At 67.7% G+C, this 23,583-nt stretch carries 20 protein-coding genes, 1 tRNA gene and 2 pseudogenes; 11 read left to right on the forward strand and 12 right to left on the reverse strand.

The window, feature by feature from the left end:
- Positions 1–605: transposase (locus tag QT17_RS07210; RefSeq protein WP_039458399.1), on the forward strand; the 605-nt coding region annotated here is incomplete at its 5' end.
- Between the two features lie 95 nt (positions 606–700).
- On the opposite strand, the gene QT17_RS07215 is transcribed toward QT17_RS07210, so the two are convergent.
- Positions 701–1,546, reverse strand: a complete 846-nt coding sequence (locus QT17_RS07215) for a transposase (protein ID WP_014628970.1) — start codon at positions 1,544–1,546, stop codon at positions 701–703.
- Positions 1,547–1,781: 235 nt separating this feature from the next.
- Here QT17_RS07215 and QT17_RS07220 point away from each other — a divergent pair, with 235 nt between their 5' ends.
- From QT17_RS07220 to mutL, 3 genes are read left to right on the forward strand one after another with little or no spacing between them, the layout of a single operon-like run.
- On the forward strand, positions 1,782–2,906 hold the full coding sequence (locus tag QT17_RS07220; RefSeq protein WP_008632315.1) for a transposase: 1,125 nt from the start codon (positions 1,782–1,784) through the stop codon (positions 2,904–2,906).
- A gap of 53 nt (positions 2,907–2,959) precedes the next feature.
- The gene (gene mutS / locus QT17_RS07225) at positions 2,960–5,386 is read left to right on the forward strand and encodes a DNA mismatch repair protein MutS (protein WP_039458417.1); all 2,427 of its coding nucleotides are present in this window, start codon (positions 2,960–2,962) and stop codon (positions 5,384–5,386) included.
- On the forward strand, positions 5,383–7,011 hold the full coding sequence (gene mutL / locus QT17_RS07230) for a DNA mismatch repair endonuclease MutL (protein ID WP_039458419.1): 1,629 nt from the start codon (positions 5,383–5,385) through the stop codon (positions 7,009–7,011). Before mutS ends, mutL begins: the two co-directional genes overlap by 4 nt.
- Here the strand turns inward: mutL and rraA are convergent.
- Positions 6,908–7,396, reverse strand: a pseudogene (gene rraA, locus QT17_RS13320) (ribonuclease E activity regulator RraA); the annotation flags it as partial. The gene mutL and the pseudogene rraA sit on opposite strands and share 104 nt — an antisense overlap.
- An 18-nt stretch (positions 7,397–7,414) precedes the next feature.
- Between rraA and purU the strand changes: the two are divergent.
- Both purU and QT17_RS07240 read left to right on the forward strand, forming a co-directional pair.
- Positions 7,415–8,269 carry a formyltetrahydrofolate deformylase gene (purU, locus tag QT17_RS07235; RefSeq protein WP_039458422.1) on the forward strand — a complete coding sequence of 285 codons (855 nt, stop codon included), beginning with the start codon at positions 7,415–7,417 and terminating at the stop codon, positions 8,267–8,269.
- Positions 8,270–8,315: 46 nt separating this feature from the next.
- On the forward strand, positions 8,316–9,536 hold the full coding sequence (locus tag QT17_RS07240; protein WP_039458424.1) for a S1C family serine protease: 1,221 nt from the start codon (positions 8,316–8,318) through the stop codon (positions 9,534–9,536).
- On the opposite strand, the gene QT17_RS07245 is transcribed toward QT17_RS07240, so the two are convergent.
- From QT17_RS07245 to QT17_RS07265, 5 genes are all read right to left on the reverse strand, one after another.
- The gene (locus tag QT17_RS07245; RefSeq protein WP_152607352.1) at positions 9,533–9,946 is read right to left on the reverse strand and encodes a hypothetical protein; all 414 of its coding nucleotides are present in this window, start codon (positions 9,944–9,946) and stop codon (positions 9,533–9,535) included. The two genes, QT17_RS07240 and QT17_RS07245, sit on opposite strands and share 4 nt — an antisense overlap.
- A 4-nt stretch (positions 9,947–9,950) precedes the next feature.
- Complete coding sequence (locus QT17_RS07250; protein WP_039458427.1) at positions 9,951–10,925, reverse strand: TAXI family TRAP transporter solute-binding subunit; 975 nt, start codon at positions 10,923–10,925, stop codon at positions 9,951–9,953.
- 38 nt (positions 10,926–10,963) lie between these two features.
- Complete coding sequence (locus QT17_RS07255; RefSeq protein WP_039458429.1) at positions 10,964–13,072, reverse strand: TRAP transporter fused permease subunit; 2,109 nt, start codon at positions 13,070–13,072, stop codon at positions 10,964–10,966.
- A 61-nt stretch (positions 13,073–13,133) separates the two neighbouring features.
- Positions 13,134–14,117 (reverse strand): TAXI family TRAP transporter solute-binding subunit, encoded by a 984-nt coding sequence (locus QT17_RS07260; protein WP_039458629.1) that lies wholly within the window; start codon positions 14,115–14,117, stop codon positions 13,134–13,136.
- Positions 14,118–14,149: 32 nt separating this feature from the next.
- On the reverse strand, positions 14,150–15,253 hold the full coding sequence (locus QT17_RS07265) for a site-2 protease family protein (protein ID WP_039458431.1): 1,104 nt from the start codon (positions 15,251–15,253) through the stop codon (positions 14,150–14,152).
- A gap of 71 nt (positions 15,254–15,324) precedes the next feature.
- Here QT17_RS07265 and QT17_RS07270 point away from each other — a divergent pair, with 71 nt between their 5' ends.
- Positions 15,325–16,521, forward strand: a complete 1,197-nt coding sequence (locus QT17_RS07270; RefSeq protein ID WP_039458433.1) for an MFS transporter — start codon at positions 15,325–15,327, stop codon at positions 16,519–16,521.
- Here the strand turns inward: QT17_RS07270 and wecB are convergent.
- The 4 genes from wecB to QT17_RS07290 are packed head-to-tail and all read right to left on the reverse strand — an operon-like array spanning position 16,496 to position 20,169.
- The gene (wecB, locus tag QT17_RS07275; RefSeq protein WP_039458437.1) at positions 16,496–17,614 is read right to left on the reverse strand and encodes a non-hydrolyzing UDP-N-acetylglucosamine 2-epimerase; all 1,119 of its coding nucleotides are present in this window, start codon (positions 17,612–17,614) and stop codon (positions 16,496–16,498) included. The two genes, QT17_RS07270 and wecB, sit on opposite strands and share 26 nt — an antisense overlap.
- Positions 17,611–18,696, reverse strand: a complete 1,086-nt coding sequence (locus QT17_RS07280; protein ID WP_039458440.1) for an MraY family glycosyltransferase — start codon at positions 18,694–18,696, stop codon at positions 17,611–17,613. Before QT17_RS07280 ends, wecB begins: the two co-directional genes overlap by 4 nt.
- Positions 18,693–19,319, reverse strand: a complete 627-nt coding sequence (upp, locus tag QT17_RS07285; protein WP_039458443.1) for a uracil phosphoribosyltransferase — start codon at positions 19,317–19,319, stop codon at positions 18,693–18,695. Before upp ends, QT17_RS07280 begins: the two co-directional genes overlap by 4 nt.
- A gap of 10 nt (positions 19,320–19,329) precedes the next feature.
- On the reverse strand, positions 19,330–20,169 hold the full coding sequence (locus QT17_RS07290) for an aminoglycoside phosphotransferase family protein (protein WP_039458446.1): 840 nt from the start codon (positions 20,167–20,169) through the stop codon (positions 19,330–19,332).
- A gap of 18 nt (positions 20,170–20,187) precedes the next feature.
- Here QT17_RS07290 and QT17_RS07295 point away from each other — a divergent pair.
- Positions 20,188–21,262: pseudogene (locus QT17_RS07295) on the forward strand (radical SAM protein).
- Here QT17_RS07295 and QT17_RS07300 read toward each other — a convergent pair.
- A complete protein-coding gene (locus QT17_RS07300) occupies positions 21,256–21,462 on the reverse strand; it encodes a CDGSH iron-sulfur domain-containing protein (protein WP_039458450.1) in 207 nt (68 codons plus the stop codon). The pseudogene QT17_RS07295 and the gene QT17_RS07300 overlap by 7 nt on opposite strands.
- Positions 21,463–21,493: 31 nt before the next feature.
- Here QT17_RS07300 and QT17_RS07305 point away from each other — a divergent pair, with 31 nt between their 5' ends.
- From QT17_RS07305 to QT17_RS07320, 3 genes are all read left to right on the forward strand, one after another.
- On the forward strand, positions 21,494–21,907 hold the full coding sequence (locus tag QT17_RS07305; protein ID WP_039458452.1) for a copper chaperone Copz family protein: 414 nt from the start codon (positions 21,494–21,496) through the stop codon (positions 21,905–21,907).
- Positions 21,879–23,408 carry a tRNA lysidine(34) synthetase TilS gene (tilS, locus tag QT17_RS13070; protein WP_052155186.1) on the forward strand — a complete coding sequence of 510 codons (1,530 nt, stop codon included), beginning with the start codon at positions 21,879–21,881 and terminating at the stop codon, positions 23,406–23,408. The genes QT17_RS07305 and tilS overlap by 29 nt, the downstream gene beginning before the upstream one ends.
- Positions 23,387–23,478, forward strand: a tRNA-Ser gene (locus QT17_RS07320). Before tilS ends, QT17_RS07320 begins: the two co-directional genes overlap by 22 nt.
- Positions 23,479–23,583 lie beyond the last annotated feature (105 nt).

The following is a 23,583-nucleotide window of genomic DNA, read 5'->3' on the forward strand; positions in this document are numbered from 1 at the left end:
CCCTCTACCCCCTCCTTCTCCCCCTCCTCCACCTCCTGGCCCAGGTCTGGAAGCACCTCCACCAGGCCCAGGCGTATGCCTTGGACACCTTCCCCCTCCCCGCCTGCGAGAACATCCGCGCCCCCCGCTCCCGCCTCTTCCCGGACAAGGCCTACCGCGGCTTCATCCCCAGCAAGCGGGTCTACTTCCACGGCCTCAAGCTCCACCTCCTGGTGGACGACGGGAAGTTCGTCCACGAGGTGAACCTGACCCCGGGGAGCTTCCACGACCTCGCTTCGCTTCTCCTCCTTCCCCTGGACCTTCCCGAGGGGGCGGAGCTCTACCTGGACCGGGGGTACGAGAGCCATCTGTACGAGGACCTCCTCCGGGAGGCCCAGGAGGTTGTTCCCATGGTCATCCGCAGGAGGAACAGCCGGCGGTATCTCCCTTGGATGCAGTACCTGGCCATCGTGGGGCGGAGGGTGGTGGAGACGGTGGGGAGCATGCTCCATCACCTCTTCCCCAGGCGCATCCACGCCGTGACCCAGGAGGGTTTCGTCATCAAAGTTCTCACCTTCGTCCTGGCCCATAACATCAGTCTCCTGACCCAGAAGATGGCTGGGTAGCAACTTGGGTTATTAATACCTTTTCCCATGGGTGCCTCCCTTCGGGACAAAAGTACCTTACCCAGGTTAGCTAAAAGATGCCTTCGTGTGCTACCTCATAGCTCCACCCCGGCCATCCTGAGAAGCACCCGGCTACGTATGAGGTTGTGAACAAGCAGGATGAGGTTCACCCGGGCCACCAGCCCCCAGTAGGACCGGGCCTCTATCCGATGAAGCCCCAAAGACCGCACCATCACGCTGAAGCGGGTCTCTATCCAGTTCCGTACCCTTCCCATCCACCCTCTCCACCCCGTCTCCACCACCCTTCCTCCCCTGACCCGATAGGGTGGTGTCTTGACTCCCTGGACCCAACGAAAGCCCCGGTCCCCGAGGACCGCGGGCAGACCGTCCAGCAGGTCCCTCCCCCAGGTCTCCCGGGCATTACCGGGGAGAATGGCCCAACGAAAGAAGAGACCCCGCTCGTTCATCACTGGCATGAGGACGTAGCCCGCGAAAGCCCCCAGAGGTCCTACCCCCATCGCGGCCTCGGGAAGAGAGAGGCCGTGGATGCGGTGGCCGTGGGCCAGGGGGATAGGCTTGAGGTCCACCACCTGCAGGAGGCCTTGTCCCCCAGAGAGCCTCATGGCCAGGTGAGCCAACAACCCCTGGGCCTTCTGAAGGACCCGGTAGAAGCGGGAGAGGTGGGGGAGGGAGGGGAAGTAGGCCTTGAGGGTGGTCTTGGCGGCCAAGTAGCCTTTGGCGAGGTCTTGGCCTTGCAAAAGGAGAAAGATGGCGAGGGTTAGGAGCTCGGCCAGGGTAGCCTTCTGGTGCTTTTGCTTTGGGGGGAGCTTGAAGTCCTGAGCTTGCAAGGCCTTGAGTTCGTCATCCACCCAAATGTAGGTAGCCACCAGAAGGGTTTCCGCGTCAAGATAGTAAAGGGGGTGCTCACGATCTTGCTGCATAGCACCCCCTCTTTTTTCACATCCCGAGGGTCCAGATCAAGTAGCACACGAAGCAGGACTTTACCCACATCTCCGTTTCGTGGTAAATCTCCCCTTGCGGGCGCAGCCCGTATCTGGTACCGGGGGTGATCCATGGACATGCTCAAGGTGGCCGAGGCCAGGCTCCAGGAGTTCACGGGCCGTTTTGCGAGCGTTTTCCCCCGATAAGCGCCTCCACCGACGGTTTGAAGAGGTGGTGCGGGGCGCCTTGGCCGCAGGCTCAGCCCGGGTGAGCGAGATGGTGGCCTCGCTCCCTTCTCCCCTCCAGAACCGCTTCCACCAGGCCAAAGCCCTTTACCGCTTCCTGTCCAACCCACGGGTGGAGGCAGAAGCCCTCCTTGACCGGGTCTATCAGGAGAGCGCGACTGCCCTGGAGGGTGAGGAGGTTCTGGTCCTCCTGGACCTGAGCCCGGTGGCCAAGCCCTATGCCCGGGCCCTGGAGGGGATAGCCCGGGTGGGGAAGGATAGGCGGCCCGGGTACGAGCTCCTCACCGCCCTGGGGTTGGACCCCGCGGGGCGGCTGGCCCTGGGGTACGCCCACCTGGTGGCCTACGGGGAGAGGGGGTTTGCCAGCCTGCCCAAGGAGGTGGAGGGAGCCATTGAGGCGGCCCGGGAGCGATTGGGGGGCGTGGGCAGGAGGCTGGTGTATGTGGCGGACCGGGGGTTTGACGACCGGAAGGTGTTTGGGCAGGTGCTGGCCCTGGGGGAGGAGTTCGTGGTGCGGGTCTACCGGGACCGGAAGCTTGGGGAGGGGGGTTCTCTGGCGAAGGTGGCTTCTTCCCTGGCCCTTCCCTGTGGGGAGGAGGTGGAGCTGAGGGTAGGGGGCAGGTACCAGCGGGTGCGGCTCCACTTCGGATGGAGGGAGGTGGAGGTGGAGGGGAGGCGGCTCCACCTGGTGGTCTGCCGGGTGCCAGCCCTGGGGCGGCGTGGGGAGTGGTGGCTACTGACCAGCTTGCCGGTGAGGGGGAGGGAGGAGGCGGCGCAGGTGGTGGAGGCGTACCGCAGGCGGTGGGAGGTGGAGCGGTTCTTCCGGCTTTTGAAGACGGGGCTGGGGCTTGAGACCTTCCAGGTGCGGGGGCTTGCCCGGATCCGGAAGGTGGTGGCGGTTTTGCTGGGGCTGGCGGTGTTCCTTTGGGAAGTTGAGCGGTTGGGGGATCCGTTCAAGGGGTTTCTTTTGCAGCTCGGGGGCAAGCTGGGGCTGCCCAGCGAGAGGGATGGTCCGTACCTGCTCCTGAGGGGCCTGGTTCGCCTGCTCAACTATGAAGTCACCCAAGAACTCTTGAAGCAGGCTAAGGGAGGGCGAGGAAGGAGTTTTGGGTAAAGCCCTGACGAAGGGATGTCAATACCCCCTGGCCAAGCGGCATAATAAGAGGCATGCTCAAGGGCGAAGGCCCTGGCCCACTACCCCCGCTCCTTCAGCAGTACGTGGAGCTTCGGGACCGCTACCCTGACTACCTCCTCCTCTTCCAGGTGGGGGACTTTTACGAGTGCTTTGGCGAGGACGCGGAGCGCCTGGCCCGCGCTCTAGGCCTGGTTCTCACCCACAAGACCAGCAAGGACTTCACCACCCCCATGGCGGGCATCCCCATCCGGGCCTTTGACGCCTACGCCGAGCGCCTCCTAAAGATGGGCTTCCGCCTGGCGGTGGCGGACCAGGTGGAGCCGGCGGAGGAGGCGGAGGGGCTGGTGCGGCGGGAAGTGACCCAGCTTTTAACCCCCGGCACCTTGGTGCAGGAAACCCTCCTCCCCAAGGAGGCCAACTACCTGGCGGCCATCGCCACGGGCGACGGGTGGGGCCTAGCCTTTTTGGACGTGTCCACGGGGGAGTTCAAGGGGACCCTTCTCAGGAGCAAGAGCGCCCTTTACGACGAGCTTTTTCGCCACCGGCCCGCCGAGGTTCTTTTAGCCCCGGAGCTCCGGGAAAACGAGGCCTTTTTGGCGGAGTTCCGCAAGCGCTTCCCCGTGATGCTCTCCGAGGCCCCCTTTGACCCGGAAGGGGAGGGCCCCTTGGCCCTAAGGCGGGCTCAGGGAGCGCTTTTGGCCTACGCCCGCTCCACCCAGGGTGGGGCCTTGAGCGTGCGGCCTTTCCGCTATTACGACCCCGGGGCCTTCGTGCGCCTGCTCGAGGCCACCCTGCGGGCCTTGGAGGTCTTTGAGCCCCTAAGGGGGCAGGACACTCTCTTCGCCGTCTTGGACGAGACGCGGACCGCCCCGGGCAGGCGGCTACTCCAAAGCTGGCTCCGCCATCCCCTTCTGGAGCGGGGCCCTTTAGAGGCCCGGCTGGACCGGGTGGAGCGCTTCGTGCGGGAGGGGGCCTTAAGGGAGGGGGTGCGGCGCCTCCTCTTCCGTCTGGCCGATTTGGAGCGGCTCGCCACCCGGCTGGAGCTGGGGCGGGCTGGTCCCCGCGACCTCGCCGCCCTAAGGCGGAGCCTGGAGATCCTGCCGGAGCTCAAGGCCCTTTTGGGGGAGGAGGCCATCCTGCCCGATCTGGGCGCTTTGCGGGAGGACCTAAAGGCGGCCTTGGTGGACGAGCCACCTTTAAAGCTTTCCGAGGGAGGGCTCATCCGCGAGGGGTACGACCCGGACCTGGACGCCCTAAAGCGGGCCCACGCCGAGGGGGTGGCCTACTTTGTGGCCCTGGAGGAGGCGGAGAAGGAGAGGACCGGCATCCCCACCCTCAGGGTGGGCTACAACGCCGTCTTCGGCTACTACCTCGAGGTCACCCGCCCCTACTACGAACGGGTGCCCAAGGAGTACCGCGCGGTGCAGACGCTCAAGGACCGGCAGCGGTACACCCTGCCGGAGATGAAGGAAAAGGAAAGGGAGCTTTACCGCCTGGAGGCCCTGATCCGCCGCCGGGAGGAGGAGGTCTTCTTGGCGGTGCGGGAACGGGCCAAGAAGGAGGCGGAGGCCCTAAGGGAGGCGGCCAGGGTCCTGGCGGAGCTGGACGTCTTCGCCGCCTTGGCCGAGGTGGCGGTGCGCCACGGCTACACCAGGCCCCGCTTCGGGGAGCGGCTTTGCATCCGGGCGGGGCGCCACCCGGTGGTGGAAAGGCGCACGGAGTTCGTGCCCAACGACCTGGAGATGGCCCACGAGCTCGTCCTGGTCACGGGGCCCAACATGGCGGGCAAGAGTACCTTCCTCCGCCAGACCGCCCTCATCGCCCTCCTGGCCCAGATGGGGAGCTTCGTGCCGGCGGAGGAGGCGGAGCTCCCCCTTTTTGACCGCATCCTCACCCGCATTGGGGCCTCCGACGACCTGGCGGGGGGGAAGAGCACCTTCATGGTGGAGATGGAGGAGGTGGCCCTAATCCTGAAGGAGGCCACCCAGGATAGCCTCGTCCTCCTGGACGAGGTGGGGCGGGGAACGAGCAGCCTGGACGGCCTGGCCATCGCCACCGCCGTCGCAGAGGCCCTGCACGAAAGGCGGTGCTACGCCCTTTTCGCCACCCACTACTTTGAGCTCACCGCCCTCTCCCTGCCCCGCCTTAAAAACCTTCACGTGGCGGCCAAGGAGGAGGAGGGGGGGCTCGTCTTCTACCACCAGGTCCTCCCCGGGCCCGCCTCCAAGAGCTATGGGGTGGAGGTGGCCAGGATGGCGGGGCTTCCCGAGGAGGTGGTGGAGCGGGCCAAGGCCCTCCTCCAGGCCATGGCGGCGCGGCGGGAAGGCGCTTTGGAGGAGGTCTTGGATCGGCTCCTTGCCCTGGACCCCGACCGCCTCACCCCCCTCGAGGCCCTAAAGCTCCTCGGAGAGCTCAAGGCCTTGGCCCTGGGTGCGCCCTTGGGTAGCATGAAGGGGTGATCCGCCCCCTGCCGCCCGAGCTAAAAGGCCTCCTGGCCCGGGGCGAGGTGCTCCTTTCCGTGAAGGACGCGGTGCGGGAGCTTTTGGAAAACGCCCTGGACGCCGGGGCCAAGCGGGTGAAGGTGGAGCTTTGGGGTGGGGGCTTGGAAAGGCTTGTGGTGGAGGACGACGGGGAGGGCATCCCCTACGAGGAGCTTCCCCTCGCCGTGGAGCCCTTTGCCACCAGCAAGCTCCAAGACCCAGGGGCCATCCGCACCCTGGGCTTCCGGGGCCAAGCCCTTTACGCCCTGAGGCAGGCCGCCACCCTGCGCCTCCGCTCCCGGCCCAGGGGACAGCTTGGGGGCGGGCTTCTCCTCGCCCGGGGGGAGGGGGTGGCGGTGCGGCCCGTCCCGGCGCCCCCCGGCACCCGGGTGGAGGTGGTGGGCCTCTTTGCGGGAGAGGGGCGGGACCCAGCACGGGAGGCGCGGGAGGTCCAGGTCCTTCTCAAGCGCTACCTCCTCCACCACCCCCACTTGGTCCTGGCCCTTTTCGTGGAGGGGGAGGCCAGGCTCCTCTTCCCGGGGGCGGGGCTTAAGGAGGCGGCCCGCCTGGCCTTTGGCCGGGTGATGGCGGAAAGGCTTTTCCCCCTGGAGAAGCGGGCCCGGGAGATGGCCCTCTGGGGGCTGCTTTCCGGGCCCCAGGCCTCCCGCACTCGGGAGGACGCCCTCTTCCTTGCGGTGAACGGCCGCCCCGTGGCCTTTCCCCCGGGGCTTTTGAAGGCGGTGCGCCGGGCCTACAAGGAACTCCTTCCTGAAGGGCACTACCCCGTGGGCGTGCTCAACCTCACCCTGCCGCCTGGCCTTTACCGCCTGCGCCTGGACGCAAGAAAGGAGGAGGTGGCCTTAAGCCCTGAGGTGGAGGCCTTCCTGGAGGAGGCCATCCGGGAGGCTTTGGCGGGGAAAAACTTGGCCCGGCTTCTCCCCGAGCCCAAGCCCCTCGCTCCCCTTACCCCCCCCACGCCCTCCGGGCTGCCTCGGCTTCGCTATTTGGGGCAGTTCCGGGACAGCTACCTCCTGGCGGAGGGAGGGGACACCCTTTACGTGGTGGACCAGCACGCCGCCCACGAGCGCATCCTTTACGAGGACTTCTTGCGCCGCTTGGCAGAGGAGGGCCTCGCCCCCTTGCCCTACCCGGTGCTGGTGGAGCTCACCCCGGAGGAGGCCCTCCTCCTGCCCGAGGCGGAGGGGCTCTTCACCTTTGAGCCTTTTGGGCCGCAAAGGGTGCGCCTCCTGCGGGCGCCATCCTTCCTCCATCCCTACCCCCTCCTCCTCCCCGAGGTCTTCCGCGAGGCCTTGCGGGGGGAAGGAAGGAGCTTAAAGGGCCTCTTGGCCCGCTTGGCCTGCCTTCCCGCCATCAAGGCGGGCCACCCCTTGGGCCGGGTTCAGGGGCAAGCCCTTTTGGACGCCCTCCTCGCCTGCGAAACCCCTTGGGTCTGCCCCCACGGGCGGCCCCTGATCCTGGCCCTCAAGGAAGAGGAGCTCCTCCGCCGCTTTGGCCGCCGCTCGGGGGCGAGGGGAGGAGAAGAAGCCCGTCCTCATCCGCCACCAGATAGCTTCCCGGAAGCACCGTCCCCCAAGGAAGGCTAAGGGGCACGTCCACCTCGCCCTTGCCTTCCTTGGCGCTCTTCTTGGGGGTGGCGGCCAAGGCCAAGACGCCTAGGGGGAGGGCGGCGAGCTCGGCGGTGTCCCGCACCGCCCCGTGGACCACCACCCCGGCCCAGCCCCGTTCCCAGGCGAGCCGGGCCAGGTTGCCCCCCAAAAGGGCGGTGCGCAGGGAACCTCCCCCGTCCACGAAGAGCACCTCTCCCCCGCCTTCCTCCAGGATCTGGCGCACCAGGGCGTTGTCCTCGAGGACCTTTAGGGTCCGCACCCGGCCAGCAAAGCGCCGCTTCCCGCCGAAGGCCTGGTAGACCATGGGAACCGCCACCGCCTCGGGGTGGAGGTCGGAAAGGTCCGTGGTGGAAAGCTCCATGGGGATATAGTAGCCGGCATGGAGGCCAGGCTCCTCATCACCTGCCCCGACCGGCCCGGCATCGTGGCGGCGGTTTCCAGCTTCCTCTACGCCCATGGGGCCAACATCACGGATTTGCAGCAGCACTCCACCGACCCCGAAGGGGGCACCTTCTTCATGCGCCTCGCCTTCGCCACCCCCCACCTGGACCTCTCCCGCCCCGCCTTGGAGCGGGCCTTCCAGGAGGTGGTGGCGGAGCGCTTCGGCATGCGTTGGCGCATCGCCTACGCCTCGGAGCGGAAGAAGGCAGCCATTCTGGTTTCCAAGCCCGCCCACGCCCTTTTGGAACTCCTTTGGCGCTACCGGGTGAGGGAGCTTCCCATGGACCTGCGCCTGGTGATCTCCAACCACCCCGACCACCGGGAGGAGGTGGAGCGCTTCGGCATTCCCTACCACCATGTGCCCGTGGAGCCGGGCGGGAAGGAGGCGGCGGAAGACCGGATCCTTGCCCTTTTGGAAGGGGAAGGGGTGGAGCTCGTGATCCTCGCCCGCTACATGCAAGTCCTCTCGCCCCGCTTTGTGGAGCGCTACCCCATGGGGATCATCAACATCCACCACTCCTTCCTGCCCGCCTTTGCCGGGGCCAACCCCTACCGCCAGGCTTATGAACGGGGGGTGAAGCTCATCGGGGCCACGGCCCACTACGTCACGGAGGAGCTGGACGCCGGGCCCATCATTGAGCAGGACGTGGTGCGGGTCTCCCACCGCCACTCCGTGGCGGAGATGCGGCGGCTTGGCCAGGAGCTGGAGCGCACGGTCCTGGCTCGGGCGGTGCGCTGGCACCTGGAGGACCGGATCATCGTCCACGGCAACAAGACGGTGGTCTTCGTCTAATCGCCTCCTAACCGGGGGGGCGTAGGGTGGAAGGAGGAGGTGAGGCATGAACCTTGGCCGTTCCTTCGTGGGTTTCTTGGCCTTGGCCCTCATGGCGGGGGCCGTGCTTTGGTGGGGGATTTCCAACAGCCAGGCTCCAAGCGCCCAACCCCCCAAAGCTCCCACCGCCGAGGGCGGGCTTTTGGAGTACGAGCGGAACACCGTGGAGATCGTGGAGAAGTACGGGGACGGGGTGGTCTACGTGGCCGTGGTGACCCGGCCGCAAAACGTCCAGCTTCCCCCGGGCTTTGAGTCCTTCGCTCCCTTTCTCCAGATGCCGCCCCAGGAGGGCACGGGCTCGGGCTTCGTCATAGACAAGGAAGGGTACATCCTCACCAACTACCACGTGGTGGAAGGGGCGAGCCGCATCACGGTGAAGTTCCACAGCGACCCCAAGGAGTACCAGGCCCGTCTCGTGGGGGCGGCCCCGCCCTTGGACCTGGCCCTCCTCAAGGTGGACGCCCCCAAGGATAGGCTCGTGCCCCTGGTCCTCGGGGACTCGGACCGGATCCGGGTGGGGCAGAAGGCCATCGCCATGGGCAACCCCTTTGGGCTGGAGTTCACCGTGACCCAGGGGATCGTCTCCGCCATACGGGAAAACCCCGGGGCCATTGGGGACGATTCCGGCCTGGTGCCCCAGGTGATCCAGACGGACGCCGCCATCAACCCAGGGAACTCCGGGGGGCCCCTTTTGAACTCCCGGGGCGAGGTGATCGGCATCAACACCGCCATTTTCACCCCCTCAGGCCAGTTTGGCGCCGCCCAGTTCGCCGGGGTGGGGTTCGCCCTGCCCATCAACCTGGTGAAGCAGTACCTGCCCGAGCTTAGGGCGGGGAAAACCTTGACCGCCGAGGAGATTATCCGGAGTCGCCCCAGGCTAGGGGTTTCCCTCATTCCCCTTTCCCTCTATCCGGAAAGGCTCAGGCAGCAGTACGGCCTGCCCGCCACGGGGCTCATGGTGCAGGAGGTGGAGCGGAATAGCCCCGCGGCCCGGGCGGGCCTCAAGGCCCCAAGCCGCTTCGCCTACATCCAGCTTCCCACCGGGGAGACCCTGCAGGTGGGGGTGGACGGGGACGTGCTCCTAAAGGCGGACGGGGTGCCCCTCACCTCCATCGCCCAGCTCCGCCAGGTGCTCTACGGGAAGAAGCCGGGGGAGGCGGTGGCCCTCGAGGTCTTCCGCCAGGGGAAAACCCTTACCGTAAGGGTGGTGCCCCAGGTGATGCGCTAAGGGGGCCAAAGGAGCCGGACCCTTAGGCACCCTCCCGCCGCCTGGAACCACCGCCCTCCCAGGGCCAGGGCCAGGCCCACCTCCGAGCAGTAGCGGAGCTCTTTGCGCCGCTCCCGGGCTAAGCGCTCGTTCCACGGGTACTCGCCCCCCGTGTAGTAGGCTTCCGTCTCGGGGTCGGTGAAGGCCCGGAAGCCTTGGAAGGCCCAAAGGGGGTGGAACTCCAGGAGGACGGGCTTCCCCGTCACGGAGTTCACAAACTCCACCCGCACTTCCTGCCAAGGACCAAGGAGAAGAAGCCTCCTGCCCTCAGGGCCTTCCACCTCCACCACCCGCAAAGAGGCCAAAACGAGGAGGGAAAGCCAAAAGGCCCAGCTCGCAAGGAGCCGGGCCGGAAGCTTCTTGGCCAGCATGCCCCTACTTCAGGGCCCCGATCTCGCGGAAGTAGCGCAGAGCTCCCTCGTGGTAGGGGATGGTGCCCCCCACGAAGCGCACGGCGTTTTCCGGGGAGGTGTCCTTGGCGGCGGCCACCGCTTGGCGCAGGGCGGGAAGGTTCTCAAAGGTGGCCTTGGTGAGGGCGTAAGCGGCCTCCGCGGGGAGGCTTTCCGGGCAGAGGAAGAGGTTCCAGAAGGTGAGGGTGGGGGTGTCGGCCCGGGTGCCGTAGACGCTTTTGGGGATAACCCCGGGGCCCGCAAGGCCGGGGAAGCGGCGGCTGAAGGTCTGGACCACGGTGCTCTTGGGGTCTAGGGGTACCAAGTAGATCCTCTGCCCCTTCCGGGCCAGGGCGGCGGAAAGCTCCGTGATGGCCCCCGTGGGCAGGCCGCCCGACCAGAAGAAAGCGTCAATGCTCCCCTCAGAGAGGGCATTGGCGCTTTCCTGCGCCCCCAAACGCTCCTGCTTGGCGAAGTCCTTGGGGCTAAGCCCCGCCGCCTGCAGGACCAAAAGCGCCTCCACCTCTGTGCCGGAGCCCGGGGCCCCCGTGGAGACCCGCTTGCCCTTCAGGTCCTGCACCACCCGGATGCCCGAGCCTTCCCGGGTGACGAGGTGGAGGTAGTTGGGGTACATGGCGAAGAGGATGCGGGCGCTTTTGGCGGGCCGCTCCCGGAAGCGCTCGTGCTGGCCTGTGTAGGCCAGGTAGGCGGAGTCGGGCAAGACCGTGCCGCAGTAGTAAGTGCCCCCGCCGGTGCGGGTTTCCAGGAGGAGGAGGTTGTCTATGGAGGCCGCAGTCTGGATGGCCTGAGCCTCGGCCACCCCCGCCTTGTTCCAGATCTCCGCCAAGGTGGTGCCGTAGTAGAAGTAGACCCCCCCCACCCCGCCGGTGGCGATGACCACCCGGGGTTTCTGGGCCACGGCCATCCCTAAGAGGGCTACCAGGAGGAGAACCCTTCTCATCGCTTTACCCCCTTTCTGGGGCTACGCTACCCCTTCTCCTAAGGCGACGTCAAGCCCTTGGGCTTCATGAAGAAGGGAAGCCCCAGGAGGAAGGCGAGGAGGTTGAGAAGCGTGTGGGGGATGAAGAGGAGCAGGGCCAGGATCCCTAGGGCCCAGGCTTCCCAGCGCTTCAGGACCCGCCGGGTGTAGCCAACGCCGGAGGCGGAGAGGTAGACGATGCCCGCGGCCACGGCCAGGAAGCGCTCCAGGATCATGGGCCAGGCCTCGCCGGGTGGGGAGTTTTCCAGGACGGGGACGATGAGGAGGGCGGTGCCGGCGTAGGAGAAGAGGAAGAAGAAGCCCACCAGGTACTTCGCAAGGGCCACCCGGGCGGCATAGACCCCGGTCCGCAAGGGGTTGGTGCCGAAGACGCTGGCAGCGGCGTAGGCGGAAAGGGCCACGGGCGGGGTCACGTCGGCCAGGACGGCGTAGTAGAAGAGGAACATGTGGGTGGCGAGGAGGGCGGCGGAGTCGGGGATGCCGTTTTGCTTGGCCAGGGTGATGATGGCGGGGGCGGTGAGGGCGGAGGTGAGGACGTAGGTGGCGGTGGGGGGCACGCCCATGCCCAGGACCAGGCTGAAGAGGGCGGTGATGAGGGTGGCGAGGAGGAGGCTTTCCCCGGAAACCTGCTGCAGGAGCTGGCTGAACTTGGAGGGCAGGCCGGAGATGACCATCATGGCGAAGATGAGGTTGGCGGCGGTGACGGCGGCGCCGATAGGGAGGAGGGTGCGGAAGCCCTCGGCGAGGCCCTGGAAGATGGGGGCGATGCCCCTAGGCCTCAAGGTGGGGTCCAGGTAGGCGAGGAGGACGAAGAGGACCAGGGCCGAGCTGGCGGCGGTGCTCACCTCGTAGCCCAGGTAGAGCATGGCGATGATGAGGAGGATGGGGAGGAAGATGATGGAGTAGCGCAAGGCATAGGCCCGGCGGCTCATGCCGAGCTCCGCCCCCACCGGGGGGAGCTTCGCTTTGCGGGAGTAGAACTCGTTAAAGGCCAGGACGGCGGTGAGGTAAAGGAGGGCGGGGCCTATGGCCATGAGGGCCACCTTGAGGTAGGGGATCTGCAAGACCTCCGCCATGATGAAGGCGATGGAACCCAGGACCGGGGGGGTGATGAGGGCGATGGTGCCGGCGGTGGCCACGAGGCCGGCGGCGGTGAGCCTGTCGTAGCCGGCTTTTTCGTAGAGGGGCTTGGTGAGGGCGGCCACGAACTGGGTGTCCGCGGCCCCCGAGCCGGAGAACATCCCCATGAAGATGCTGGCGAGCCCCGTGACCCGCCCCGGGGTGGCGGGGTGCTTGCCCACCAGGGCCAGGGCCAGGTTGGCCACCACCCGGCCCAGGCCCAGGGCCCCGATCATGCCGGAAAGCAGGGTGAAGTAGACCAGGTACTTGGCGGAGACCCCGGTGATGAGGCCGTAGATGCCCGCCTCGGTTTCGTTGAAGGTCTTGCCCAGGAGGAGGTCAATCCCCTGCTTGGTGCCCTTAAAGGGCCCGGGAAAGACGTCGGCGTAGAGGTTGTAGCTGAAGAAGAAGAGGACCAAAACGGGCATCACCGGGCCCAGGAGGCGGTAGACGAGGCCCAGGACCAGCATGATGAGGCCGAAGGACATGGCCATGTCCCAGGGGGCGGGGAGGACGGCCCGGTAGACGAGCTCTTCAAAGTGGCGGAGTTGGTAGAGGGTGGGGAAAAGGGCGAGGAGGACGGCGAGGAGGTCGGCGGGGCGCTTGAGGGGAGGGAGGAGGGCGGGAAGGGTGGCCACCGCCCAGTAGAGGAGGCCCAGGGCCTTGGCCGCCGGGGGGAGCTCCACCCCGGGGATGCCCGGGAAGAGGAAGTGGTAGAGGGGGATGAGGGTGAAGAGGAAGTAGACCCAGGCGCCCAGGGTGCGCTTCCTCGGAAGATAAAAGGAGACGAGGTAGCCTCCCACGAGGAGGAAGAGGACGTGGGTGCTCCGCTCGAGCTGGACAATGTCCAGGATGGGGATGTCCGCTTTGGCCAAGGGGGTGAAGGGGTGGAGGACCAGGTAGAGGCTATAAAGGGCCCCCAGGACCAGGATCCAGTCCGTGAGGCGGCCTAGGGGGGTTTGGGGGGTTCTGGGGTGTTCCAGCTCCATGGCTTAGCCTCCAAAAGGCCCGGGGCCTGGGAGGTCCCAGGCCACCCGGGCGCCACGAGGATCACTTGATGAGGCCTTTCTCCTTCAGGTACCGCTCGGCCCCGGGATGGAAGGGGATGGGGAGCTTGCCGTAAAGCTTGGCGGTGGCCTCGAGGCTCGTGTCCTTGGCCGCGGCCACGGCGGTGCGCAGGGTGTCCAGGTTCTCAAACACCGCCTTCATGATGCCGTAGGCCGCCTCGGCGGGGAGGCTGTCCGGGCAGACCACGATGTTGCCCGTGGCCAGGCCGGGGACGTCCGTACGGGTGTTGTACACGCTCTTGGGCACCCGGTAAGGATCCACCAGGCCGGGGAAGCGCTTCATGACCACCTGGGCCGTGGTGCTCTTGGGGTCAATGGGCACCAGGTGGACCCGGTCCCCCTTGCGGGCCAGGGTCTGGGAAAGCTCCACGATGGAGCCCGTGGGCACGCCTCCCACCCAGAAGAAGGCGTCCAGGGTGCCCTCCGCCAGGGCCTTGGCCCCCTCGGCCACGGGGAGGCGCTCCCGCTTGGCGAAGGTTTCCGGCTTCACCCCCGCCCCTTGCAGGACCAAAAGGGCCAGGTTTTCCGTGCTGGAGCCGGGCTGGCCCGTGGAAACCCGCTTGCCCTTCAGGTCCTGGACCACCTTGATGCCGCTCTTCTCGGTGGTGACGATGTGGATAAAGGAGGGGTACATGTAGAACAGGACCCGCTGGTTCTTGGCCGGCCGCTCCTTGAAGCGGGGCTCCTCCCCGGTATAAGCCAAGTAGGCGGAGTCCGTGGTGGTGAGGGCGCAGTAGTAGGTGCCCCCGCCCGTGCGGTCGCGGAGGAGTTGCAGGTTATCGTAGGAACCCCCGGTCTGCACCGGCTGGGCCTCCACCACCCCGGCCTTGTTCAGGATGTCGGCCAGGGCGGTGCCGTAGTAGAAGAAGACTCCCCCGGTGCTTCCTGTGCCGATGGCCACCCGGGGCTTCTGGGCAAGGCCCAATCCCAGGACCAACAAACCGATAAGGACCAAAGCTCGCTTCATGGGCACCTCCCGCATACTTTTGCGCCCCTAACCTACCCCACCCCCCTAGGCCTGTCAAGCCCAAGAAGCCGCACCTGGAAGGCCCTTAAGAGGTCCGTTTTGCTCAAGACCCCCACAAGCCTTTCCCCTTCCACCACCAGGGCCCGGACATATCCCCTTTCCGCCATGCGTTCCAAGGCGGCCAGGGCTTCCTCTTCCGGGGAGAGAAGGAGGGGCGCTTGCAGGTAGCGGGTCACGGGGGCCAAGGGGTCGGCCCCCTCCAAACCCTCCAGCCCCACCACCCCAAGGACCCTTTCCCCCTCCACCACGGGAAAGCCGGAAACCTTGTGGTGGAGGGCGAGGCGCACGGCCTCCGCCACGGGAAGGTCGGGGGGGAGGACGATGGGGTCAGGGGTCATGAGGTCCCGCACCCGAAGCCCTTCCAAGGCCTGGGCGAGGAGGGTGGCCTCCGCCTCGGCCCGGGAGGCCATGTAGACGAAAAAGGCGATGAGGACGAGAAAGGGGTTGAGGGCCAGAAGGCCGAAAAGCCCCAGGGCCAGGGCCACCGCCTGGCTTAGGGCCGCCGCCTGCTGGGTGGCCTTGGCGTAGGGCTTCCTTAGGGAGAGGAGGGCGCGGTAAACCCGCCCCCCGTCCAGGGGCAGGGCGGGAAGGAGGTTGAAGAGGGCCAGCATGAGGTTCACCAAGGCCAGGTGGTGGGTGAGGAACCCCAAGGCGCCGGAGGGTGCTTTTACGAGGTGGAAGAGGAGGGCCAAAACGAGGCTCACCGCCGGGCCCGCCAGGGCTATGGCGAGCTCTTTGGCGGGCTCCTTGGGGAGCCTTTCCATCTGGGCCACCCCGCCCAAAAGCCAAAGGGTGATGCGCCGGGTCGCCACCCCAAAGCGCCTTGCGGTGAGGGCGTGGCCGAGCTCGTGGAGGAGCACGGAAAGGAAAAGCCCAAGGGCGGCCGAAAGCCCCAAGAGGAAGGGCCAAGGCCCTTCCAGGAGGCCTGGGTCTTGGGGGAGGCCGAAGAGCTCCAGATAGAGGGGAAGGTTCCGCCCGATGAGGAAGGCCAGAAGGGGAAGGACCAAGAGGAAGGAGGGGTCTAGGTAAAGGGGGATGCCGAAGAGGCGGAAGAGGAAAATCCCGCGCCCCGCCATGCCTCAGTATAGGTCCGCCGGTAGGGGCTTCGCCTTGATAATGACCGGTCAGTCAGAGATAGGATGGAGGGGTGCTGGCCCTCGCCCTCCTCCAAGATCCCCGCTACCGCGCCTACTGGCTCGCCCTCTTCACCTCCCAGATGGGCACCTGGATGCAGTCGGCGGCCCAGGCCTGGCTTGTCCTCCTCCTCACGGGGAGCGCGGAGCGGCTTGGGCTCGTGGTGGCCTTGCAGTTCCTGCCCTCCCTCCTCTTCTCCTTGCCCGCCGGGGTCCTGGCCGACCGCTACCCCAAGCGGAACCTCCTCCTCCTCACCCAGGGGGGGATGATGCTCCTCGCCCTCCTCATGGCCCTCCTCATCCTCACGGGGGCGGTGCGCTACGGGCATGTGCTCCTCTTCGCCTTCCTCTATGGGGCCCTAAACGCCATGGACCAGCCCGTGCGCCAAAGCTTCACCGTGGAGCTGGCGGGGCGGGAGCGGTATCCCGGGGCCATCGCCCTAAACTCCTTTGGCTTTAACACGAGCCGCCTCCTGGGGCCGGCGCTCGCTGGGGTGCTCATCGCCCTTTACGGGGTGGGGGTGGCCTACCTCGCCAACGCCCTTTCCTTCCTGCCCCTCCTCCTCGTCCTCCTGCGGGTGCCCCCGGGGCCCAGGGGGGAGGAGGGGGATGGGCGGTTCTTGAGGGAGGCCCTCGAGGGCGTCCGCTTCGTCCTGGAGCACCCCCTGGTGCGGCGGGTGGTGGGGCTCGTCCTCTTCGCCAGCCTCCTCGGCATGAACTTCCAGACCCTGGTCCCCGCCTACGCCCGGCTTGTCCTGGGGCTTTCCGCCACCGGCTACGGCTTTCTCCTTTCCGCCGTGGGGCTTGGGGCCTTGGGGGCGGCCCTGGTCATGGCCTTCACGGGAAGGCCTAGGCCCGGGCGCCTCCTCCTTGGGGTCTTCGCCCTGGCCCTCGCCCACCTGGGGCTTTTCCTTCCCCACCCCACCTGGGTCCCCCTCTTCCTCGCCCTGGGAGGGTTTGGCATGATCTCCGTCCTCATCAACGCCAACACCTTGGTGCAGCTTTCCGTGCCCGATCGCCTGAGGGGCCGGGTTATGGCGGTCTACAGCCTGGTGATGCTGGGCACGGGGCCCTTGGGGGCTTACCTCACGGGCCTCCTCTTTGAGCTTCTCGGGGGGCGGCTTGCCGCCTTCCTCCTGGGAAGCGCCGTCTTCTTGGTGGGCCTTTACCAGCTTCGGGCCTGGCCTAAGGACGCCAGTCCTCCGGCCTAGGGCCGAGGCCGAGCCGCCAGGCCACCCCCTGGGCCACCCGCTCCCCGGCCCTTCCGTCCCCGTAGGGGTTTTTTGCCCGGCGCATGCGGGCGAGGGCCTCGGGGTCTTCCAGAAGCCCCTTCACCACCCGGTAGACCCCTTCGGGGTCGGTGCCGGCCAGCCTCAGGATGCCCGCCTCCAGCCCCTCGGGCCTTTCCGTGACGTTCCTTAGGACCACCACCGGCACCCCCAAGGCCGCCCCCTCCTCCTGCAGGCCCCCCGAGTCCGTGACCAAAAGGAGGCTTTCCTTCATTAGCGCGGCCATGGGGCCGTACTCCAGGGGGTCTAGGAGGACGAAGTTCCTCACCCCCTTGAGCACCGGGAAGACCGCCTCCCGCACCACGGGGTTCAGGTGCACGGGGTAAACGAAGGTGAGGTGGGGGAAGGCCTCCGCCACCCGCCTTAGGGCCCGGGCCAGCTCGGCGAGGATGGGCCAGTTTTCCCGGCGGTGCATGGTCACGGTGACGTAGGGCCCCGGGGGAAGCCCCTCGGGAAGGCGCCCCAGCTTGGCGGCCAGGAGCACGGCGTCCACCCCGGTCTGCCCCGTGACCAGGATCCCCTCCGCCCGCTTCCCCTCCTTTAGGAGGTTTTCCCGGGCCAAGGGCGTGGGGGCGAAGTCCAGGTCGGTGAGGACGTCGGTGAGGCGGCGGTTGGCCTCCTCAGGGAAGGGCTCCTTGAGGTTGCCGCTCCTAAGCCCCGCCTCCACGTGGCCCACGGGGATTCCTTCCAAGAAGGCGGCCCAGGCCACGGCGAAGGTGGTGAGGGTGTCCCCGTGCACCAAGACGTAGTCCGCCCGCATCTCCTTTAGCGCCCTGGCCGCTTGGGGAAGGATCCGGGCCGCCAGGTCGGGGAGGGCCTGGCGCTCTTGCATCACGTCCAGGTTCCGGTCCTCTGGGATGCCGAAAAGGCTCAGGGCCTGCCTTAACTGCTCCCGGTGTTGCCCCGTGAGGAGGACGAGGGGGGTGAGGTGGGGGATGGCCTTTAGGGCTAGGTACACCGGGGCCATCTTGGTGGCCTCGGGCCGGGTGCCGAAGGCCAAGACCACGCGCTTCATTCGCCCCTCCATAGCGCCCGCAGGCGGCGGTAGGTGACCCAGGAAAGGCCAAAGAGGGTGGCGAGGAGGCTCGCCCCTATGGCTTCCCCGGGCATTCGGAGGTAAAGCATGGCGAGGAGGTTAAAGAGGAGGGCCACGCTCCAAAGGGCGAAGGCCACCCGGCGCTGGGAAAGCCCCCGGGAGAGGAGGTGGTGGTGGATGTGGTCCTTGCCCGGGGTGGAGAGGGGGTTTTGCCGCCGAAGGAGCCTTCGCACCACCACCTGGGTGGTGTCCAGGATGGGTAGGAGCAGGAAGAGCATGGGGGGAAGGAGGCCCAAGAAGGTGGTGAGCTTGAGGTTGCCCAAAAGGGCGGTGGCCGCCAGGGTGTAGCCCAGGAAGTAGGCCCCGGCGTCCCCCAGGATGATGCGGCTTGGGTGGAGGTTGTGCCGCAAAAACCCAAGGGCGGCCCCCGCCAAGGCGGCGAGGACCAGGGTGCCCGCGGCCCAGAAGGGGAACTGGGCGGAGACGAAGAGGAGGCTTACGGCGCTGATGTAGGCGATGCCTCCGGCGAGGCCGTCCAGGCCGTCCATGAGGTTGAGGGCGTTGGTGATGCCCACCACCCAAAGCCAGGTGAGGAAGAGCCCCAAGGCGGGGTCCAAGGGGGTGCCGAAGGCGGCCTCAAAGCGCACCCCCACCGCCATGAGGAGGAGGGCGGCCAGGGTTTGCACAAAGAGGCGGAAGAGGGGCGGAAGGCCGAACTGGTCGTCGATGAAGCCCACCAGGACCAGCCAGGCCCCGCCCAGGAGGATGGCCAGGACCTGGATGAGGACGCTTTCCACCAGGATGGGCCGGAGGAAGGCCGCGGCCACCAGGGCCAGCACCACCCCGGCGTAGACGGCAAGCCCCCCGGCGTTGGGCAAGGGCTCCCGGTTGAGCCGGCGCTCGTTGGGTAGGTCGGCCCAACCCACCTTGAGGGCGAAGCGGCGCACGTGGGGAAGGAAGCGCCAGGTGAAGAAAAGGGCCAGAAAAAAGGCGAAGGCCACGGAAAGCCAACCCGTGCCCCCAGGGTCGGCCACGCCTACGCGCTTCAGAAGCTCGCTCATTTCGTGCCGTAGATGCGGTCCCCGGCGTCGCCAAGGCCGGGGACGATGTAGCCGTGCTCGTTCAAGTGTTGGTCCACCGCCGCCACCACCACCTCGGTGTCGGGGTGGTCCTCGGCGATGCGCCTTAGGCCCTCGGGGGCGGCGATGAGGCACATGAGCTTGATGCCCTTGGCTCCCTTTTCCTTGAGGAGGGAGAGGGCCAGGCTGGCGCTACCCCCCGTGGCCAGCATGGGGTCTAGGAGGAAGACCCGGCGCTCGGCGATGTCCGGGGGGAGCTTGGCGTAGTACTGCACGGGCTTGAGGGACTCGGGGTCGCGGTAGAGCCCAATGTGCCCCACCCGGGCGTGGGGAACCAGCTTTAGGATGCCCTCCACCATGACGAGCCCCGCCCGGAGGATGGCCACCAGGGCGAGCTTCTTGCCGGAGAGGACCTTGACCCGGGCCTCCGCCACGGGGGTTTCCACCGTGGCCTCGGTGAGCTCCAGGTCCCGCATGGCCTCGTAGGCCATGAGGAGGGAAAGCTCCTCGGCGAGCTCTCGGAAGTCCTTGGGGCCGGTGCGCTTGTCCCGCAGGTGGGCCAGCTTGTGCTGGACCAAGGGGTGGTCCACCAGGGTGATCCTCATCCCGTAAAGCCTAACACGCCCTTCGGGGGGAAAGGCAGTCCTGGAAGAAGCTTAGGGCCTTGGGGAGCTTCTCCTTGAGGGCCTCGAGGAAGGCCTCGGGGCGCTTGGTGCGGAACCAGTGGAGGTCGTGGAGGTAGGTGAGGGGAACGTAGAAGGCGAGCCTCTCCCGCACCTCGGCGGGGTAGAAGCGGGCGATGCGGAGGAGGGCTTCCCGGGCCATCTCCTCCCCCAGAAGGTCCAGGCTTCCCGTCTTCAGGAGGGCGAGGTCGCGGGCGGGGTCATCGCCCCCGGAACGCACCCAGTCCACCAGGAGGACCTCGGGACCCTCCGCGCCCGGATCCTTCACCAGGAGGTTGCCCGCCCAGGCGTCCCGGTGGCAGAAGCGCCTTTCCACCCCGGCGGCAAGGCCCACCTCCCGCCTTAGCCCCTGAATGAGGGCGAGGGCCTCGGGGATGGCGTGGAGGCTTTCGGCGAAGCGCTCTAGCCTTTCTAGGAGCTCCGCCTCGCGCACGTACCCGGGCTCGGGGAGGCGGTGGAGGGAGAGGAAGAGGTGGGCCAAGGCGGCTAAGGTCTTGGGGGTGAAGGCCTCGGGGGCGAAGGGCCGGCCGGGGAAGCGGCGGGTGATGAGGACCCCTTGGCCCTCCACCTCCGCCACCCCCAGGACGAAGTGCCCCAGGCCCGCCCGGGCCATGCGGCGGGCCTCGAGGGCGGCCAGGTGCGCCTCCTCAGGGCGGTAGACCTTGTAGACCTGCGCCCCGTCCGTGTAGACCCGGGCCTCAAACCCCCCTAGGGGCGTGAGGTGGGCGAGGGTTTCCGGGGAGAGGAGGCCCTTCAGGGCGGAAAGCGCCACGGGGCTTATTCTAAGGCCGTGGAGCTCTTGAGGCCCGAGGCCACCCTCCTCTCCTTGGGAGATAGGGTCCTCTCCTTTGACCGGGAAGGGCGGCTTTACCACTACTTCCGCCAGGGGATGACCTACAAGCGGGCCCTGGACGGAAGCCTCCACCTGCGCCACCGGGAGGGTGTGCGCCGGCGCCGGCGGCTCGCCCCGGAGGAGGCCCTTGGCGTTTACCGGGAGGCCTTGGCCCTGGCGGAGGCCCACCTGCGGGATGAGACGAGGCGGCGGGAAGTCCTCCGCTGGACCCCGGAGGCCCTCCTGGACCCCGGGCCCTACCAGAGGGCCTACGCCTGGCCCATTAGCATCCTTCCCCCCGACGCCTACCTCGCCGTGGTCCTCCAGGCCACCACGGGCTGCACCTGGAACCGCTGCACCTTTTGTAGTTTTTACCAGGACCGCCCCTTCCAGAAGCGGAGCCCCGAGGCCTTCGCCGAGCACGTGGAGCGGGTGCGGGAGCTCCTCGGCCGGGGGATGCTCCTCCGGCGGGGGGTGTTCCTGGCGGACGGGAACGCCCTCGCCCTCTCCGAGCCCCTTCTCCCCCTTCTGGAGATCGTGCAAAGGGCCTTCCCTGGGGAGCCGGTCCTGGGCTTTTTGGACCTCTTCAGCGGGCTTAAGAAGGAGGCCTCCTGGTGGGAAGGGCTTCGGGCCTTGGGCCTGAGGCGGGTGTACGTGGGGCTGGAGACGGGCCACGCCCCCCTCCTCGCCCTCCTGGGGAAGCCCGGCCACCCCCGGGAGGTCGTGGCCTTGGTGGGCGCCTTGAAGCGGGCGGGGGTGGCCGTGGGGGTGATCCTCCTGGTGGGGGCTGGGGGAAAGCCCTTCGCCCAGGCCCACTTCCGGGATAGCCTCGCCCTTTTGGCCGAGCTTCCCTTGGACCGGGGGGACATCGTTTACCTAATCCCCCTTCCAGGAGGACCCGAGCACCCCCTACGCCGCCCTGGGCCTAGAACCCCTTCCCGAGGTGGAGGCGGAGCTCGAGGCCTGGGAGGAGGCCCTTCGCCGCCTGGGCCTCAGGGCGGGCCGCTATGACATCCGGGAGTTCCTCTACTGAACCTCTATTTCCCCGGCTTCCGCCTGGAAGCCCACTTCCTTATGGGCGCCGTCGCAGAAGGGCTTGTTCCCGGAGTGGCCGCAGCGGCAAAGGGCGAGCCTGGGTCGCTCTAGCCGCCTTTCCTCCCCGTTTAGGCGGAAGGTGCTCCCCTCGGGGAGGTCCAGGACGTAAGGGCCGTTTTCCCGGAAGCGGAGACGCATGGCCTCCTTAGGATACCCGTATAGTGGGGGTATGCGCTGCCCCCAAAGCGGCCAGGAGGGGCTTCCCGTGCCCCTCAAGGCGGTGAAGAACTTCCTCACAGGAAGGGCCTTGGCCCGCCTTGACCCAGAAGCGGCCCATTACCTCTGCCAGGACCCTCGCTGTCCCGTGGTCTACTACGGGGCGGAGGGGGTGTACCGCCTGGAGGATGTCCGCTTCCCCGTGTACGACAAGGGCGCTTCCTGGGTGTGCTACTGCTTTGACTGGACGCGGGAGGCCATTCAGGAAGCCCTCTTGGCCGGGAAAGACCCGGTGGCGGAGGTGGAGGCGGGGGTGAGGGCCAAGCGGTGCGCCTGCGAGGTGCGCAACCCCCGGGGCAAGTGCTGCCTGCCCGCGCTGAGGGCGGAGGTGGCGAGGCTTGCATCCCCTCGAGGCCCCCTTCCGTGAACGCCTGGCGGCCCTGGCCCCGGAGGACCCCTTGGTCCTGGCGGTCTCGGGGGGCGGGGACTCCGTGGCCCTGGCCCACCTGGTCCACCGGGCGGGGCGAAGGGGGGTGGTGGCCCACCTGGACCACGCCTTAAGGCCCGATAGCGCCGGGGACCTGGCCTTCGTGCGGGCCCTGGCGGAGAGGCTTGGCTTTCCCTTCTATGCCGAGCGGGTGGAGGTGGGGCGGATCGCCCGGGAGAGGGGGGAGAACCTCGAGGCCTTGGCCCGGGAGGTGCGCTACGCCTTCCTCCACCGGGTGGCCAGGGAGGTGGGGGCCAAGGCCATCCTCACCGCCCACACCCTGGACGACCAGGCGGAAACCCTTCTCCTCAAGCTCCTCCAGGGCACGGCCCGGGGGCTTGCCATCCGGGAGAAGGAGGGCCTGGTGGTGCGGCCCCTCCTCCCCTTCCCCCGGGAGGCCCTCCGGGACTACCTGGGGTTCTTGGGGGAGGCCTGGCGGGAGGACCCCACCAACCAAGACCCCGCCTTGGACCGCAACTACCTCCGCCTCGTGGTCTTCCCCCTCCTGCTGGAGCGCTTTCCCGCCGCCCGGGAGGCTTTGGCCCGCTTCGCCCAGGCCCGGGAGATGGAGGACGCCCACCTGGAAAAGGAGGCCAGGGCCCGCCTCCTCCCAGACCCCCGCTTCTTCGTCCCCGCCTACCGCGTGGCCCCTCTGGTGGAAGCCCCCCCCGCCCTCCGCCGCCGCGCCCTGCGCCAGGTGTTGGAGGGCCTCTTCCTCCGCCCCGAGGCCCGGCACATCGCCCTCTTGGAAGGCGCCTTGGCGGGCCGGGCCGCCACCTTACCGGAAGGCCACACGGCTCGCCGCAAGGGGGGGACGCTCTTCCTCATCCCTCCCGCCCCCAGGCTTCCCCTTCCCCCGGGCTTCCGCCGCCCGGAGCCGGGGGACTACCTGGTTATGCCCTATGGCCGCAAGCGCCTGGTGGACTTCCTGGCGGAAAAAGGGGTGCCCAAGGAACTCAAGGGCCTCTGGCCCGTGCGGGCGGAGGGGAAGCGGGTGGTGGAGGTCTACGGGCTTTTTCCCCCGGGGGAGGGGGAGAGGCTCATGGGGCTTGCCTTGGAGGAGGCGCAGGAAGCCTTGGCCCAGGGGGAGGTGCCCGTGGGGGCGGTGTTGGTGGCGGGAGAGCGGCTTTATCGGGCCCACAACCGGGTGGAGGCCACGAAGGACCCCACGGCCCACGCGGAGATGCTCCTTCTGCGCCAGGCCGGGAAGGAGGCCCGGGGCGGGCGGGTCTACGTGACCCTGGAGCCTTGCCTCATGTGCCAGCACGCCCTCACCCAGGCGGGGGTGGAGGTGGTCTACGGGGCGGAAAACCTCAAGGAGGGAGCCCTCACCCGCTTTGGCCAGCGGGGAAAGGTCTTGGGTGGCGTGCGGGAAGGGGAGTGTGCTAAGCTCTTAAGGGATTTCTTCGCCCGGCTCAGGGAGGGGTGCCGGAGCGGTTGAACGGGCCGGTCTCGAAAACCGGTAGGCCCCGCAAGGGGCCTCGCGGGTTCGAATCCCGCCCCCTCCGCCAAAAGGCGGCCTCTGGCCGCCTTTTCATATCCCCCATTTGGGGGATGCGCTGGGTTCCCTAGGAGTTCTACCATGGCCCATGGGGAGGTAAGGGTGAGTGCCAAAG

Origin of the sequence: Thermus sp. 2.9 (genome assembly GCF_000794385.1) — a bacterium.
GTDB lineage: Bacteria > Deinococcota > Deinococci > Deinococcales > Thermaceae > Thermus > Thermus thalpophilus.

Bases quoted from the DNA above. Each gene is read 5' to 3' on its own strand.
- QT17_RS07305 (WP_039458452.1), top strand. From the start codon at position 21,494: ATGCGCTGCCCCCAAAGCGGCCAGGAGGGGCTTCCCGTGCCCCTCAAG.
- QT17_RS07215 (WP_014628970.1), bottom strand. From the start codon at position 1,546: ATGCAGCAAGATCGTGAGCACCCCCTTTACTATCTTGACGCGGAAACC.
- purU (WP_039458422.1), top strand. From the start codon at position 7,415: ATGGAGGCCAGGCTCCTCATCACCTGCCCCGACCGGCCCGGCATCGTG.
- QT17_RS07260 (WP_039458629.1), bottom strand. From the start codon at position 14,117: ATGAAGCGAGCTTTGGTCCTTATCGGTTTGTTGGTCCTGGGATTGGGC.
- wecB (WP_039458437.1), bottom strand. From the start codon at position 17,614: ATGAAGCGCGTGGTCTTGGCCTTCGGCACCCGGCCCGAGGCCACCAAG.
- QT17_RS07300 (WP_039458450.1), bottom strand. From the start codon at position 21,462: ATGCGTCTCCGCTTCCGGGAAAACGGCCCTTACGTCCTGGACCTCCCC.
- QT17_RS07245 (WP_152607352.1), bottom strand. From the start codon at position 9,946: ATGCTGGCCAAGAAGCTTCCGGCCCGGCTCCTTGCGAGCTGGGCCTTT.
- upp (WP_039458443.1), bottom strand. From the start codon at position 19,319: ATGAGGATCACCCTGGTGGACCACCCCTTGGTCCAGCACAAGCTGGCC.
- QT17_RS07250 (WP_039458427.1), bottom strand. From the start codon at position 10,925: ATGAGAAGGGTTCTCCTCCTGGTAGCCCTCTTAGGGATGGCCGTGGCC.
- mutS (WP_039458417.1), top strand. From the start codon at position 2,960: ATGCTCAAGGGCGAAGGCCCTGGCCCACTACCCCCGCTCCTTCAGCAG.
- QT17_RS07265 (WP_039458431.1), bottom strand. From the start codon at position 15,253: ATGGCGGGGCGCGGGATTTTCCTCTTCCGCCTCTTCGGCATCCCCCTT.
- QT17_RS07255 (WP_039458429.1), bottom strand. From the start codon at position 13,072: ATGGAGCTGGAACACCCCAGAACCCCCCAAACCCCCCTAGGCCGCCTC.
- QT17_RS07240 (WP_039458424.1), top strand. From the start codon at position 8,316: ATGAACCTTGGCCGTTCCTTCGTGGGTTTCTTGGCCTTGGCCCTCATG.
- QT17_RS07280 (WP_039458440.1), bottom strand. From the start codon at position 18,696: ATGAGCGAGCTTCTGAAGCGCGTAGGCGTGGCCGACCCTGGGGGCACG.